Here is a 13,726-nt window from a genome sequence, read left to right as displayed (position 1 = left end):
ACTCAAGGGTGAACAGGAAGTTCAACAAAATCAATGGGATAGCTATCGCTACCCCGCATGGTCGCTGGAGTTCGCAACCGTCAGTTATTGCACCGAAAACGAGTAGACCCCGTCACCAGCGGCAACTTCCTCGAGCAGTTCGACTTCTTCCTGTTCGGCTTCTACGCCACCTACATCTCCAAGGCCTTCTTTCCGGCCAGCAACGAGTTCGCCTCGTTGATGCTGACCTTCGCGGTGTTCGGCGCGGGCTTCCTGATGCGCCCGCTCGGCGCGATCATCCTGGGCGCCTACATCGACGAGGTCGGCCGCCGCAAGGGCTTGATCGTCACGCTGGGCATCATGGCCTGCGGCACGGTGCTGATCGCCTTCGTGCCCGGCTACGCCACGATCGGCCTGCTGGCGCCGGCGCTGGTGCTGCTGGGACGCTTGCTGCAGGGCTTCTCGGCTGGGGCGGAACTCGGTGGCGTGTCGGTCTACCTGGCCGAGATGGCGACGCCGGGCCACAAGGGCTTCTACACCTCGTGGCAATCGGCCAGCCAGCAGGTGGCGATCGTGCTGGCCGCGGCGCTGGGCTTCGCGCTGAACGAGACGATGTCGCCGGAGACGCTGGCCGACTGGGGCTGGCGCATTCCCTTCTTCGTCGGCTGCATGATCATCCCGTGCATCTTCGTGCTGCGCCGCTCGCTGCAGGAAACCGAAGCCTTCCAGGCCCGCAAGCACCATCCGACGACGCGCGAGGTGTTCCAGTCGATGGCTGCGAACTGGAAGATCGTGCTCGGCGGCATGCTGCTGGTCGCAATGACGACGACGACCTTCTACCTGATCACCGTCTACACGCCGACCTTCGGCAAGACCGTGCTGCACATCAGCGCCCGCGACGCCCTGATCGTCACCTTGCTGGTGGCGGTGTCCAACTTCATCTGGCTGCCCATCGGCGGCGCGATCTCCGACCGCATCGGCCGCAAGCCGCTGCTGCTGGGCGTGACGGTGCTGGCCATCCTGACGGCCTATCCGACCATGCACTGGCTCGCGGCGGCGCCGAGCTTCGGCCGCATGCTGGACGTGCTGCTGTGGTTCTCGTTCCTGTTCGGCATGTACAACGGGGCGATGGTGGTCGCCTTGACCGAAGTGATGCCGGTGCAGGTGCGCGTGGTCGGCTTCTCGCTGGCCTACAGCCTGGCGACTGCGGTGTTCGGCGGCTTCACGCCGGCCATCTCGACCTACCTGATCGACGCGTTGCAGGACAAGGCGGCGCCGGCGATCTGGCTCAGCGTGGCGGCTGCCTGCGGGCTCGTGGCGACGCTGATGCTGTATCGCAAGGGCGGGCACAAGGACGTGGCCTGAACGCGTTGCGAGTTCGGGTGCGCGAGGGTCAAGGCCACCGGGTATTCCCCGCCGCGAATGTCCCCCGGCCTGCGGCCTCCTCCTTGATTTCGCTGCGGGGAACACCCGATGCCCTCGACCCAGGACACCCACGTCGTAAGGGCAGATCAAATACCCAGTGCGCGGCACATCGCATCCGGCGACAACTGCTGCGGCGGCTTGGGCCACTCGCCATCCAGTAGCTCGACCATCTTGGCATTGCGCGGCGCCGCGCGGCCATGGGCCTGCGCCAGGCGCACCACCTCGCCGCACAACGCATCGACCTCGGTACGCCGACCCAGTGCCAGGTCATCCGCCATGCTGGAGCGCGCCTTGGCATCGATCTTGAGCATGCGCGCCGCGACGATGCGGAACAGCCAATTCGGCAGGCGCAGCACTGTCGGCAGGCGCTGCGCCGGCACCGCGGTCACCTGCGCCGGTTCGATGCCCGCCGCAACCAGCACGCCGATCGCCTCTTCCATCAGCGCCGCGAAGCAACGACGGTAGCCGTGCTGCAGCAACTCCTCGCGCAGCGGCAAGCCCGACAGCGCGTTGACCGGGTTGTTGAGGTTGATCAGCAGCTTTCCCCACTGGACCGCCCGCAGGTCGGCCAGCAGGTCGAGCGGCACGCCGGCCTTCTCGAAGGTGGCCAGCCAGGGCTTCAATGCGGCATGTTCGACCGACATGAGCCGGCCGGTCGTCCCGCGATGGAAGGCGCCCGGCGCCAGTTCCGCGATGTTGTACGGCACCATGGAAGGCAGCACCTTCAACCCCGGCGCGGCCTTGGACGCAACCGCCGCATTGGAGATGCCGTTCTGCAGCGACAGCACCACCGTCCCGGCCGGGAGCGCCGCGCCGAGTTCGGCGGCAGCCTCCGCCGTTGCGCCGCTCTTCACGCACAGCAGCACGATCGATGGTGTCGCGCCCACGGGCACCGCCTGCGCGAGTTGCATGGCGCCGGCCTCGACCTTCCGCGCGTTACCTTCGAGATCGGTCAGCGTCAGTCCATGCTGCGCCACGGCGTCCAGCACACGCGGACGCCCGACCAGCGTCACTGGAACGCCGGCCGCCGCCAGGCAACCTCCGACATAGCAGCCGATGCTGCCGGCACCCATGACGAGCACCGAGCCTGGGAGCGCGCCAGCCGCATTCATCGCGCCCGCGGACGGCCCGCCCTCAGCCCGTGTCGACGCGCTCAAGCGGCGCGCTCGGCCACCCAGCCCTGCACCGACTGCAGCGCAGCCGCGAGGCCGCTCGCATCCGTGCCGCCGGCCATTGCCATGTCGGGCTTGCCGCCGCCCTTGCCGCCCACCTGCTGGGCGACGAAGTTGACCAGTTCACCCGCCTTGACCTTGCCCATGGTGTCGGCCGTGACGCCGGCCGCCAGTTGCACTTTGGCGCCATCGACGGCAGCCAGCACGATCGCGGCGGTCTTGAGCTTGTCCTTGAGCTTGTCCATCGTGTCGCGCAGCGTCTTGGCGTCGGCACCATCGAGCTTGGCGGCGAGCACCTTGATGCCATTGACGTCGACCGCCTGCAGCACGAGTTCATCGCCCTTCGACGAAGCCAGCTTGCCCTTCAGCGCGCCGACTTCACGCTCCAGCGCACGCACCTGGTCGAGCACCTGCGTGAGGCGGCCTTGCAGGTCCGCCGTCGGCGTCTTGAGGGTCTGCGCCACCGTGTTCACGGTCGACTCCAGTTCCTGCAGATAGGCCAGCGCGTTGGCGCCAGTGATGGCTTCGACGCGGCGGATGCCAGCCGCGACGCCGCCTTCGCTGGTGATCTTGAACAGGCCGATGTCGCCGGTGCGCGTCACGTGCGTGCCACCGCAGAGTTCACGGCTCGTGCCGATGTCCAGCACGCGCACGGTCTCGCCGTATTTTTCGCCAAACAGCATCATCGCGCCGGTCTTTTGCGCCGACTCGATGTCCATCACACGCGCCTGCGTGGCGACATTGGCCAGGATCTCGGCATTCACCCGCTTCTCGATCTCGAGGATCTGCGCCTGCGTCACCGCGGCGCCATGCGTGAAGTCGAAGCGCGTCTTTTCGGCATCGACCAGCGAACCCTTCTGCGTCACATGCTCGCCGAGCACTTCGCGCAACGCCTTGTGCATCAGGTGGGTGACGCTGTGGTTGCGCATGGTCGCGGCACGGCGTGCGCCATCGACCGCGGCCTTGACCGTGTCGCCGACCTTCAGCGTGCCTTGCGTCTGCGTGCCGTGGTGGCCGAACACGTCGGCCTTGATCTTCTGCGTGTCGTCGACGCCGAACTGCACGCCCTCGGCGCCCAGCACGCCCTGGTCGCCGACCTGGCCGCCGCTCTCGGAATAGAAGGGCGTGTTGTCGAGCACGACGATGCCGGGCTGGCCTTCCGTCAGTTCATTGACCGATGCGCCCTCGAAGTACAGCGCGACCACCTTGGCCTGCTCTTCCAGGTGCTCGTAGCCGGTGAAGGTGTTGCCTGCGCCGGCATATTCGACCTTGCGATCGGGACCCCAGTCCGTACCCTCACGCGACCGCTCCTTCTGCTTTTTCATTTCCTCCCAGAACCCAGCCTCATCCACGTTGACGCCGCGTTCCCGACAGACATCTTGCGTCAAATCGAGGGGAAAGCCGAAGGTGTCATGAAGAGTGAACGCCACCTTGCCCGATAGAGTTGCAACGCCCTCCAGTAACTCACCTTCGAGAATTGACATGCCATTTGCGATGGTCCTGAAGAAACCCTCTTCCTCCGCCTTCAATGTCTCTGCAATCTTCTTCTCATCCGCCACCAGCTTCGGATAGGCCACGCCCATCAGCGCCACAAGATCCGGCACCAGCTTGTGGAAGAACGGCTTCTTCTGCCCCAGCTTGTAGCCATGCCGAATCGCGCGGCGAATGATCCGGCGCTGTACATAGCCACGCCCTTCGTTCGACGGAATCACACCGTCGGCCACCAGGAACGCCGTCGCACGGATGTGGTCGGCGATCACGCGCAGGCTCTTGTTGTCGAGGTCCGTCGTGTGGGTCTCGCGCGCCGCAGCCTTCACCAGGTTGTCGAAGATGTCGATCTCGTAGTTGCTGTGCACGTGCTGCAGGATCGCGGCCAGGCGTTCCAGGCCCATGCCGGTGTCGACGCAGGGCGCGGGCAGCTTCTTCACGCTGCCGTCGGGCTGCATGTCGAACTGCATGAACACGTGGTTCCAGATCTCGATGAAGCGGTCGCCGTCTTCGTCCGGGCTGCCCGGGGGGCCGCCAGGGATGTGCGGGCCGTGGTCGTAGAAGATCTCGGAGCACGGGCCGCAGGGACCGGTGTCGGCCATCATCCAGAAGTTGTCGGAGGCGTACTTGGCGCCCTTGTTGTCGCCGATGCGGATCACGCGCTCCGGCGGCAGACCGATGTCCTTCGTCCAGATGTCGTAGGCCTCTTCGTCCTCGTGGTAGACGGTCGCCAGCAGGCGCTCGGCCGGCAGCTTGTAGACCTGCGTCAGCAGTTCCCAGCCCCAGATCAGCGACTCGCGCTTGAAGTAGTCGCCGAAGCTCCAGTTGCCCAGCATCTCGAAGAAGGTGTGGTGGCGCGCCGTGTAGCCCACGTTCTCCAGGTCGTTGTGCTTGCCGCCGGCGCGCAGGCACGCCTGCACAGAGGCGGCGCGCACGTAGGGGCGCTTGTCCTCGCCCAGGAACACGTCCTTGAACTGGACCATGCCGGAGTTGGTGAACATCAGCGTCGGGTCGTTGCCCGGCACCAGCGGGCTGGAGGCCACGACCGTGTGGCCCTTCGAGGCGAAGAAGTCGAGGAATGACTTGCGGATGTCTGCGACAGAAAAAGTGGTCTGGGTCATCGGGACTTGCTTCCGACGTCGGGCGCAGGATTTGCGCCTAACTGGTTGATTTTTTTGAACATTCGATTATAGGTTTTGCACTCCCGGCGGGGGTCCGCGACCCACGCCAAGGGCAAGGCCGCAAGGGCCGGGGCCCCGGATCCGACGCCAGTCGGGACTAGTTAACACTTTCAGCGTATTGCTTACGTTGAGAAACCGATAATGGTGTTACTTCGCTACGATGCCACCCATGTCCCCCATCACGCCCAACCCAGGCGCCCCATACCGCGTGCGGCCCGTCGACGAGGCAGGTTTCACGACGCAACGGGTCGCCAAGCTGCAACACAACTTCCATGAGCACCCGATGCTGCAGTTGCCAGCGTTGGCACAGCTGGCAAAGTCGCTGGAGCCCTTGAAGCAATGCCGCTTCGTGCGCAAGAACATCACGCAGGGTTCCAGCTTCAAGCATGACTACCAGCACCCGGACGGACGCAGCATCGACGAGGTGTTCGAACGCATCCACGAGCCGCATTCCTGGATCGCGCTCTACAACATCGAGGCCAACCCCGATTACGCCCGCCTGCTCGGCCAGATCGTCGACACAGTGCGCCCGCAGATCGAGCGCGAGCAACCCGGCATCTTCCTGATCAACGGCTTCATGTTCATCTCGGCGCCGCCGTCGGTCACGCCCTTCCATATCGATCGCGAGAACAACTTCTGGCTGCAATTGCATGGCCGCAAGACCATGAACGTGTGGGACCACACCGACCGCGAAGTGGTCGACGCCCCGTCGGTGGAGGACTTCATCGTCAACAAGACGCTGAGCAAGGTGCGCCTGAAGGAAGAGTTCCGCACACGCAGCCACGAGTTCGACACGGGCCCCGGCGACGGCGTCTACTTTCCAAGCCTGTCGCCGCACATGACCCGTTCGGAGCCCGGCTGGGTGACGCCGGGGAACGGGGTTTCGGTGTCGCTGGGCGTGACCTTCTACACCTCCGTCACGCGCCAGCATGCCCGCGTGTACCAGGTGAATCGCCTGATGCGCAACGCCTTGAAGATGCAGCCGCGAGAGCCGGGCCAGTCGGCGATGCGCGACAGCCTGAAGGCCAGCGTGGGCGGGCTGGTCGGTGCGGCGCATTACCGGCGCACCGGCGTCGAGGCGCCACCGGGCGTCTACTGACTCTCCAGGACCGGGCGAATCGGCCGCCCGACCCAAAGATCCAGCCGAGAAGCGAGCCGCCGTCGACCCCGGACCAGCCGCTACTTCGCCTCGAGCGCAGCCTTCAGCTCGGCGGACATCGGAATGCCGAGTGTCCTGGACTTGCCCTCCATGGCAATGGGCTGCATGAACCACTTGTCGTACCAGGACTTGGCCTTGCCAGACGTGGCCGCGTCGGTGATCACGCCATTGACCAGCGCCTGGAGTTCCGTGTCGTCCTTGCGCAGCACGATGGCGATCGCCTCGGACGACAGGCGCTCCGGGAGCACGGTGTACTGGTCCGCGTCGGCCACACCGGCCATCTGCACGGCCAATGGCACGGTGTCGCGCGCATAGCCCTGCACCCAGCCCAGTTGGAGCTGGCTCAAGGCGGCATCGGGGTTCAGCGCCGTCTCGACTTTCCATGACAAGGACTTCTTCTGCTTGTAGGCGTCAAGCGCATCGGCCGTGGTCGCCGTCTTGATGACGACCACCGACTTGCCGTTGAGTTGGTCCACGCCCGCAATGCCATCCTTCTTCCGCACCGCAACACTCACCCCGTCGAAGAAGATCGGCTTGGAAAAGGAAACCAGCGTGCGCCGCTCCGGCGTGTCCGACACGTTGCTGCAGAACAAGTCGACCACACCGTCCTTGACGAAGCTCACGATCCGGTCGATGTCGACCGCGCGCACGTTCACCCGCAGATTCGGCACGTCCTGCCTGATCCGCGCCACGACGGCTTCGCAGTGGTCGACGGCGTAACCGACCGCCTTCTTCTGGCTGTCGGTCGAGGAGAAAGGCGCGGCGTCGTCGCGGTACCCCACGGACATCTGGCCCTGGCGCTTGATCTTCTCCAGCACGGTCTCGGCATGCACAAGGCTGGACGACGCCAGCCAGGCAGCGGCAATCGCCATGGGAATCGATGCGCGCCACGCGCGGCCGATGGTTGGGTCAAGCAGTCTTGGCATCTCTTTGCTCCCTGTTCCGGGCAAGTCCTGGCATCAGAAACTCGCGGCCAATCCGAGCGAAACGCCCGATACGTTATTCCCGAACACGTACCGCAGCACCCCCCGGATCCGGGTGACGAAAACCTGGTGCGCGCTGGTGTCCAGTTCGAGCCCGAGGCCCACGGTCGTCAGGCGGTCGAAGCCCAGGATATCGGCCTGGCTGCCCAGGTAGCGGGAGTGGGAAAGCTCCAGCACGTAGCGCAAGGGTCGGTCGAGCGCCATGATCCCGGTGGGTGCGCGGTAGCGGGCCCAGATATTGGCGGTGCGCGCCGAGGCCTTGCCCTGCAGTGACGGGTTGTCGACACCATAGGTCTGCAACCGGATGTCGGTGTAGCGCAGTTCCACATCGACTTCGTAGTTCTCGCGATAGTGCTCCCAGTCAAGCATCAGGGAACCACCGAGTCCATAGACATCGAGACGCCCGCCATTGATGAACTCGAGTTGCCGGTCGGTGACGTGGTTCAGGTACGCCTGCGCAACCCGCAGGTCGCTGGCCACCGTGCCCAGCGAGAAATTGAAGATCGGGCGAAGCGCGAGTTCCGGCGTGATCCGGAAATCCCAGCCGATACCGCCGGTGCCACTCACCGTGTTCCATTTCGTTGGCAAGCGGCGCGTTTCGGCACCGTCGCTGGCGATGAACACCGGGTCATAGCGACTGTAGGCCGCCGCACCCTCCAGGTACAAGGGGACGGACTTGCTGACGGTGAAGCCACCGCCCAACTGGGTCATGAAGATGCCGGTCTTGTCCGCGCCACCGCTCCGGATCGAGAGATTGCTGGAAGTAAGGTCGGGCACCACCGAGTACGACATCAGCGCCAGCACGCCATTGGCCTGCTCCTGCACCCGGGGTCCCAGGATGACCAGGTTCTGCGCCCACGCCCCGGTCGACAACCCTGCGCCCGCAACCCATGCCAGTACGCACCACAAACGAGCAAGCATAGTGAACATTTGTTGTAGATCTTCGAACGGCATGCTACTGGCAAGCTGCATGCCAGGCCAAGCAAAACCGGAGGCGTAGCGCTTTCAGTCGATTCGACCGGCCACATCGAGAGCTTTCGGCAATTGATCAGCGGTCGCTTCGCGCCATTCGGTCGCGCCGCACGATCTCATCGACCGGCGCGGTGACTTGCTTCGCCAGCACACGGCGCACCACCGGCACGCCGATGAGGGGCGGCACCGGAAAGTCGGGTATCAACCGGCCGGAATAGCTGGGCCGCACAGTCCCCTCAGGCAGGCTCTCGATGGCGTAGACGCCGAGCAGTGCCCTGACGTTGCCACCGACAGCGCGCGCCACGACGCGCCGCTGCGGCGACTCGATCACTTTCATGCGCACGTCGACAGGCTGCCGGAACAGCAGGAATCGGAACTCACCCTGCTTCTCGACAAGCAGCGTGTTGCCCTCGCGCTGGACGACGCGCGAGACGCGCATGTCCGGAATGAACTCGGCGAGGTTGTCGTAGTCGGTGACGGCGTCCCAGACCGTGCGTGCCTCGACCTGCATCTCGTCAGAGGCGTCCACGATGATGAGATTGCCTTTGCCTGTGGTTTCGATGCTGATCTGCGTCGGCAGGGGTGGCCGGGTCTGCACCGGCGCTTGCGCGGCCACCTGCGTGCCGAAGACCATTGCGGCGAGCGCGACCATCCGCGCGCAGCGTCGCTGTGGCACCAGCCTCATTCCTGCGGGCCGCTCGCGCGAACCACGAAGCGCAGGGCCAGTCGGTCCTGCACCTGCAACGCCCCACCCAGCACCGAGAAAGGCACGATGCCGAAGTCCGACTGGTTGAATTCGATCTGCCCACTCGCGCTCAATTCATCGCGGCTGGCCCGCAAGGACACCGGCACGACATAGCTTTTCTCGACGCCATGCAGCGTGATCGCAATGTCCATCATCGCGCCGTTGTCTGCGGCCCCGGCGCTGCGGACGCGAATCAACACGAAGGGAAAGCGCTGCGTCTCCAGCACCTTCACGTGCATGTTGTCGCGCGTTCCGCCGATGTCGGCCGCGGCGGGTTGGGTGTCGAGTGCGGCCTCCACGCGCAGGTCCGGCTCGTCGACCGTCAACTCGCTCAGCGGGATGTACAGGTCGGCACGCCCCGCATCCGGCATGACGAAGCCCTGCACGCTGCGGCTGGCAACCACGTGATCGTGCCCCAGGCGCGCCAGCGATCCGGCGCGACGCACGGTCACGACGACCAACGATCGCGAAGCGTCGACGCGATACACCCGCTTGCCCTGCGCGGCCGCTTGCGCATAGTCCTGCGCCGGAAAACCCACCGGCGCCACCCGCCCGGACGAAACGCCTGCCTCGCGCGAGGGCTGCGCGCACGCCGCAACCAGCAAGGCCAAGGCAAGGGCAGCAAGACGCGCAGGCCGAAGCATCGACACTCAAGCGCCCTTGCGCAGTCGCACACGGAACTTCACCGTCACATCCGGGCCGATGACATCGGTCGCGAGCCACTCGCCGGTGCCGATGCCGAAGGGCGCCCGCTTGACCACGAACTGTCCTTCCATCGTGGCGCTGTCGCCAACGGCATTCCACGCGAAGGGCACCTCCACCACCTGCTTCATGCCCTTCAACGCAAGCGTGCCGCGCGCCACATAGCGACCGGGCTGCGCGGCACGAATCTCCATGGCGCGGAACTCGGCCTGCGGGTGCTTGCCGAAGTCGAACCATTCGGCGCCCGCGATGGCCTTGTTGATGTCCGCGCTGGCCATGTCCGCGCTGGCCACGCGAATGCTCACGTCCAGGCGGCCCTCCGCCGGCTTCTCCGGATTCAGGCTCAGGCGCACATCGAATTCCTTGAACACCCCCGGCGCGGGCACGCCCTCGAAGCTCGCAATGAAATCCAGCCGGCTCCCCGTGGCCTCGAGCTTCCAGTCCGCTGCGCAGGCGGGTTGAAGCGCGGCACAAGCGAGCAGCGCGGCGGTGCAGACGAAGTTTTTCATCGGCGTTTCGTTCGGGTGGGAAGCATGCGGGTCAGCACATTGTCCCGTTGGACGAAGTGATGCCGCAATGCCGCGCCGACATGCACGACAAGCAGCAGCGCCAGCGCAATCCCCAGCGACAGATGGGCAAGGCTCGCGAGCGCGGCAGTGCCCTTGTCCACCGCGACGATGGCCGGCAGGGGAAGTCGCCAGAAGATCCTGAACGGCATCCCGGCGGCGGAGTTGATGATCCAGCCAGTGACGGGCATGCCGAGCATCAGCAGGTAGAGCATCACGTGGCTCGCGCGAGCGGCCCCGCGCTCCCAGGCCGGCGTGTCGGCCGGCAAGGGTGGTGCTGGCGTTGCGAGTCGGCACAGCAGTCGGATGACGACCAGACCCAGCACCACCATGCCGGTGGACTTGTGCCAGACGAACAACGTCAACTTCATCGGCGACAGGTGCCAACCGACAGCCAGCCACCCCAGCGCAAACTGCAGGAAGATCAACAAGGCGATGAGCCAGTGCAGCAGCTTCATCGCCGCGCTCCACGCCATCTCCCCGCCCGGCGCCAGCGGGGCCGGCGGGTGGGACTTGCCGGTGGGAAGGTGCGATCGCATCAGGAAGGTGTACAGGCTGGGGCCGGATTGCACAACCTCGCCGGTGCCTGCGCCGAAAGCCTGGGAAGATCGTCCCCGAAGCGCCGATGCGGCCTGCGGCCTGCGGCACAGTAGAATCCGCCCCGGTCTGCGGGTGTAGTTCAATGGTAGAACGGCAGCTTCCCAAGCTTCATACGAGGGTTCGATTCCCTTCACCCGCTCCAAATCTGTTAACCATTGCATGCCATGGGCCGCCACGAGCGGCCATTTTCATTGGGGAAATGGGATAATCGAGGCATCACCGGGATGCATGGGGCATCACGGAATATCACCCGGGTTGGGGGCGTAAGTGGGGGCACAGGGGCGGGTTACGCCCCCTCCCTCGAAGTTACGCCCCCAACCGCAGTAGGAGACCCTCTGAGATGCCTAAGCAAATCGCGCCACTGACGGCCGCGCAATGCAAAAGCGCCACGACCGGCAAGCACTTCGATGGCGGCGGATTGTTCCTCGAAGTTGCAAAGAGCGGCGCCCGGTACTGGTACATGAAGTACCGCCATGCGGGTAGCGAGCGCCGCTATGGAATCGGCGCCTACCCCGCCGTATCCCTGTCCGATGCTCGCGCCGAGCGCGAGCGTGCGAAGGCCGTGTTACGCGACGGCCACGACCCTCAGCAGCAACGCGAGGTACAGCGAGCAAAGGCGCAAGTCTCCGCTGTAACCACCTTCGAGGGGATCGCCCGCGAATTCCATGAGCGCAACCCTTTGGCATGGCAGGACGCCCACCGCCGCAAGTGGCTCGAAATGCAGGAGCGGCACCTTTTCCCCCGCATCGGCGGCCTGCCTGTCGCGCAGATCACCGCGCCCATCCTGCTCGCGCCCCTGATCGTGGTTGAGCAGCAGGGCAAGCACGAAACTGCCACGAGCCTGCGGCAGTACGCCTCGCAGACGCTGCGCTACGCAGTCCAGACCGGCCGCGCCGAGCGCGATGTGTCCGTGGACCTGCGCGGCGCCATCCGCGCGCCAATCCAGCGTAGCTATGGCGCCGTAACGGCCGTTGAGGAGCTGCCTGAACTTATACGAGCCCTCAGCGCCTACCACGGTCGCAGCCTCACACGCGAGGCATTGTGGCTATCGGTGCTGCTGTTCCAGCGGCCCGGAAATCTTCGGGGCTTGCAGTGGGATTGGGTGGACTTCGAGAAGCAGATCATCGTCATTCCGAGCGGCGAGATGAAAAGAACGCTCCGCGCCAAGGTGCAGGGCAAGGCGCACGAGGTGCCGTTATCGGCGCAGGCCATCGAATGCCTTCGCCGCTTGGAAAACCTAAGCGGGCGCGGGAAGTACGTCTTCCCTTCGGAGCGCACCGGGGAGCGCCCAATGTCCGATGGCACGGTGAACGGCGCGCTGCGCCGACTAGGGTACTCAGGGCAAGAGGCGACCGCGCACGGCTTTAGGGCGACGGCCCGCACCGTCCTCGCCGAACACCACGATATCCCCGAGGCCGTGCTTGAAGAGTTGCTCGGGCATGGCAAGCCCGGCCCCCTCGGGAGCGCCTACGACCGCACGCAATGGACCAAGCAGCGGCGTGAGGCTATGACAATCTGGGGCAACTATCTCGAAAAGCTCGCCAAGCCAGCGCCGCCGCGAGCGTCGAGGGTTGTGCGAATGGCGCGAGGGGTGGCGGCATGAAGAAGCACGCCCGATCCCTGTCCGCCATTGAGCTTCGCACGGCGACGACGCGCTCGGAGGAGCGCGCCCGGATGATGCAGGCCATGGAGAAGCAACGCGCGCAGTACCTCGACCTGAAAGAGCGAGTGGAGCGTGGCGAGGTCGCCCTCAACTCCGATGACCGGGCCCTCCTTTTGCCGCTGCTGCATTTCGCGGTGGAGCGCATCCTCTGCGAGGCGCCGGCGCCGCGCAGAGGGCGCGGGAACCCCGGCACCTACAACCCAACGATGATCGCGCTAGAGGTCGCCATCGAACTGCGGCGGCAGAAGCAAGGCGGGGAGCGGGTATCTCTACGCGCCGCAGCCGAGATGATTGCCGAGCGCCATCACATCGACGAGAGCACTGTCGAGAAGCTGTATCGAGCGAGTGCCGACGCCATTGCCATGATTGAGGGCTTGGAGCCGCCGAGAGACCGATAGCCGAAAGTTGTGGCGCAATTCCTCTCAATGCGCCTATACCGCATGCCTCCCGATGGGCCGTAATGGCGGGCATGAACACCGCACTACCTTCTGCCGGCGCTGCTGCTGAACGGCGCCCACGTGCTGCCCACGTCAAGTCTGTTCAGCGCTCTCCCGGCGGTCCGCGCTGGACCAAAGGCGACCGCGTGCAGCCGCTCGCGCTTCTCGACGTGGATGACGCTTTGCTCACGGCGGCGACCGTCGTGGCTGTCACCGGCGACTCCATCCAAACGATCAATCGCAAGGTCAAGGCCGGCAGGTTTCCGCCACCTATCGCGCACGGCGAGCGGGATCGGCGCTGGGTCGCGTGGCAGGTCCGCGAGCATCTGCGCGAGCAGGCTCGCGCGCAGGGTGTAGTCCGCGAACGGGAGGCGGCATGACCTCGCCCCGCTCGCTCCTCAAAGTTTGAAAGCCCCGACCAGCGGACGCTGAATCGAGGCTCTCGCGAACTCCGAAAAAGAGGCCGCACCGGGACAGGCGTGCCGACGATATCAGAGTTCGCGCGAACCCAAATGCGCCCCGCTGGTCTTCACAAGGAGAAGACCCCGTGACCCCCACAGCCCAAGTGCACTCCGGCGGCGCCGAGCGCTGCCAATCACGCACCCGCCCCAAGCCAACAGGGAACCAGCTCTACGCGCGGCTTGACCGCCAGCG

At 65.4% G+C, this 13,726-nt stretch carries 13 protein-coding genes and 1 tRNA gene; 6 read left to right on the top strand and 8 right to left on the bottom strand.

Going from position 1 to position 13,726, the window contains the following annotated elements:
• Positions 1–87: 87 nt before the first annotated feature.
• The gene (gene tcuC / locus WKW82_RS13665) at positions 88–1,344 is read left to right on the top strand and encodes an MFS transporter (protein WP_340342824.1); all 1,257 of its coding nucleotides are present in this window, start codon (positions 88–90) and stop codon (positions 1,342–1,344) included.
• 146 nt (positions 1,345–1,490) lie between these two features.
• On the opposite strand, the gene WKW82_RS13660 is transcribed toward tcuC, so the two are convergent.
• Both WKW82_RS13660 and alaS read right to left on the bottom strand, forming a co-directional pair.
• Positions 1,491–2,516, bottom strand: coding sequence for a 2-dehydropantoate 2-reductase (locus WKW82_RS13660; RefSeq protein WP_340342845.1), 1,026 nt, complete (start codon positions 2,514–2,516; stop codon positions 1,491–1,493).
• Between the two features lie 41 nt (positions 2,517–2,557).
• Complete coding sequence (alaS, locus tag WKW82_RS13655; protein WP_340342823.1) at positions 2,558–5,185, bottom strand: alanine--tRNA ligase; 2,628 nt, start codon at positions 5,183–5,185, stop codon at positions 2,558–2,560.
• A 229-nt stretch (positions 5,186–5,414) separates the two neighbouring features.
• Between alaS and WKW82_RS13650 the strand changes: the two genes are divergently transcribed.
• Positions 5,415–6,344, top strand: coding sequence for a JmjC domain-containing protein (locus WKW82_RS13650; RefSeq protein ID WP_340342822.1), 930 nt, complete (start codon positions 5,415–5,417; stop codon positions 6,342–6,344).
• A gap of 80 nt (positions 6,345–6,424) precedes the next feature.
• On the opposite strand, the gene WKW82_RS13645 is transcribed toward WKW82_RS13650, so the two are convergent.
• The 6 genes from WKW82_RS13645 to WKW82_RS13620 all read right to left on the bottom strand — a co-directional run bounded on the left by WKW82_RS13645 (position 6,425) and on the right by WKW82_RS13620 (position 10,944).
• Positions 6,425–7,330, bottom strand: coding sequence for a transporter substrate-binding domain-containing protein (locus WKW82_RS13645; RefSeq protein WP_340342821.1), 906 nt, complete (start codon positions 7,328–7,330; stop codon positions 6,425–6,427).
• A gap of 33 nt (positions 7,331–7,363) precedes the next feature.
• Positions 7,364–8,308 carry a hypothetical protein gene (locus WKW82_RS13640; RefSeq protein ID WP_422823471.1) on the bottom strand — a complete coding sequence of 315 codons (945 nt, stop codon included), beginning with the start codon at positions 8,306–8,308 and terminating at the stop codon, positions 7,364–7,366.
• A 127-nt stretch (positions 8,309–8,435) separates the two neighbouring features.
• Positions 8,436–9,035, bottom strand: coding sequence for an SRPBCC family protein (locus tag WKW82_RS13635; protein WP_340342819.1), 600 nt, complete (start codon positions 9,033–9,035; stop codon positions 8,436–8,438).
• A gap of 5 nt (positions 9,036–9,040) precedes the next feature.
• Positions 9,041–9,715 carry a YceI family protein gene (locus WKW82_RS13630; protein WP_340342818.1) on the bottom strand — a complete coding sequence of 225 codons (675 nt, stop codon included), beginning with the start codon at positions 9,713–9,715 and terminating at the stop codon, positions 9,041–9,043.
• Positions 9,716–9,754: 39 nt separating this feature from the next.
• Entirely contained in the window at positions 9,755–10,315 is a 561-nt protein-coding gene (locus tag WKW82_RS13625; protein ID WP_340342817.1) for a YceI family protein, read from the bottom strand.
• Positions 10,312–10,944: a cytochrome b gene (locus WKW82_RS13620; RefSeq protein WP_340342816.1), complete on the bottom strand. Its 633-nt coding sequence runs from the start codon at positions 10,942–10,944 to the stop codon at positions 10,312–10,314. Before WKW82_RS13620 ends, WKW82_RS13625 begins: the two co-directional genes overlap by 4 nt.
• 96 nt (positions 10,945–11,040) lie before the next feature.
• Here WKW82_RS13620 and WKW82_RS13615 point away from each other — a divergent pair.
• The 4 genes from WKW82_RS13615 (at position 11,041) to WKW82_RS13600 (ending at position 13,452) form a co-directional block, all read left to right on the top strand.
• A tRNA-Gly gene (locus WKW82_RS13615) sits at positions 11,041–11,114 on the top strand.
• Positions 11,115–11,312: 198 nt separating this feature from the next.
• Positions 11,313–12,575 (top strand): tyrosine-type recombinase/integrase, encoded by a 1,263-nt coding sequence (locus tag WKW82_RS13610; protein WP_340342815.1) that lies wholly within the window; start codon positions 11,313–11,315, stop codon positions 12,573–12,575.
• Positions 12,572–13,033, top strand: coding sequence for a hypothetical protein (locus tag WKW82_RS13605; RefSeq protein WP_340342814.1), 462 nt, complete (start codon positions 12,572–12,574; stop codon positions 13,031–13,033). The genes WKW82_RS13610 and WKW82_RS13605 overlap by 4 nt, the downstream gene beginning before the upstream one ends.
• 71 nt (positions 13,034–13,104) lie before the next feature.
• Positions 13,105–13,452, top strand: a complete 348-nt coding sequence (locus tag WKW82_RS13600; RefSeq protein ID WP_340342813.1) for a helix-turn-helix transcriptional regulator — start codon at positions 13,105–13,107, stop codon at positions 13,450–13,452.
• Positions 13,453–13,726 lie beyond the last annotated feature (274 nt).

This window comes from Variovorax rhizosphaerae, from assembly GCF_037889975.1.
In the GTDB taxonomy this organism is placed as follows: Bacteria; Pseudomonadota; Gammaproteobacteria; order Burkholderiales; family Burkholderiaceae_C; genus Variovorax; species Variovorax rhizosphaerae.
The sequence above is the reverse complement of the archived record's forward strand: the minus strand, read 5'-3'. Positions and strand labels throughout refer to the sequence as shown.

Bases quoted from the DNA above. Each gene is read 5' to 3' on its own strand.
- alaS (WP_340342823.1), bottom strand. From the start codon at position 5,185: ATGACCCAGACCACTTTTTCTGTCGCAGACATCCGCAAGTCATTCCTC.
- WKW82_RS13650 (WP_340342822.1), top strand. From the start codon at position 5,415: ATGTCCCCCATCACGCCCAACCCAGGCGCCCCATACCGCGTGCGGCCC.
- WKW82_RS13645 (WP_340342821.1), bottom strand. From the start codon at position 7,330: ATGCCAAGACTGCTTGACCCAACCATCGGCCGCGCGTGGCGCGCATCG.
- WKW82_RS13600 (WP_340342813.1), top strand. From the start codon at position 13,105: ATGAACACCGCACTACCTTCTGCCGGCGCTGCTGCTGAACGGCGCCCA.
- WKW82_RS13660 (WP_340342845.1), bottom strand. From the start codon at position 2,516: ATGAATGCGGCTGGCGCGCTCCCAGGCTCGGTGCTCGTCATGGGTGCC.
- WKW82_RS13640 (WP_422823471.1), bottom strand. From the start codon at position 8,308: ATGCTTGCTCGTTTGTGGTGCGTACTGGCATGGGTTGCGGGCGCAGGG.
- WKW82_RS13605 (WP_340342814.1), top strand. From the start codon at position 12,572: ATGAAGAAGCACGCCCGATCCCTGTCCGCCATTGAGCTTCGCACGGCG.
- WKW82_RS13610 (WP_340342815.1), top strand. From the start codon at position 11,313: ATGCCTAAGCAAATCGCGCCACTGACGGCCGCGCAATGCAAAAGCGCC.
- WKW82_RS13625 (WP_340342817.1), bottom strand. From the start codon at position 10,315: ATGAAAAACTTCGTCTGCACCGCCGCGCTGCTCGCTTGTGCCGCGCTT.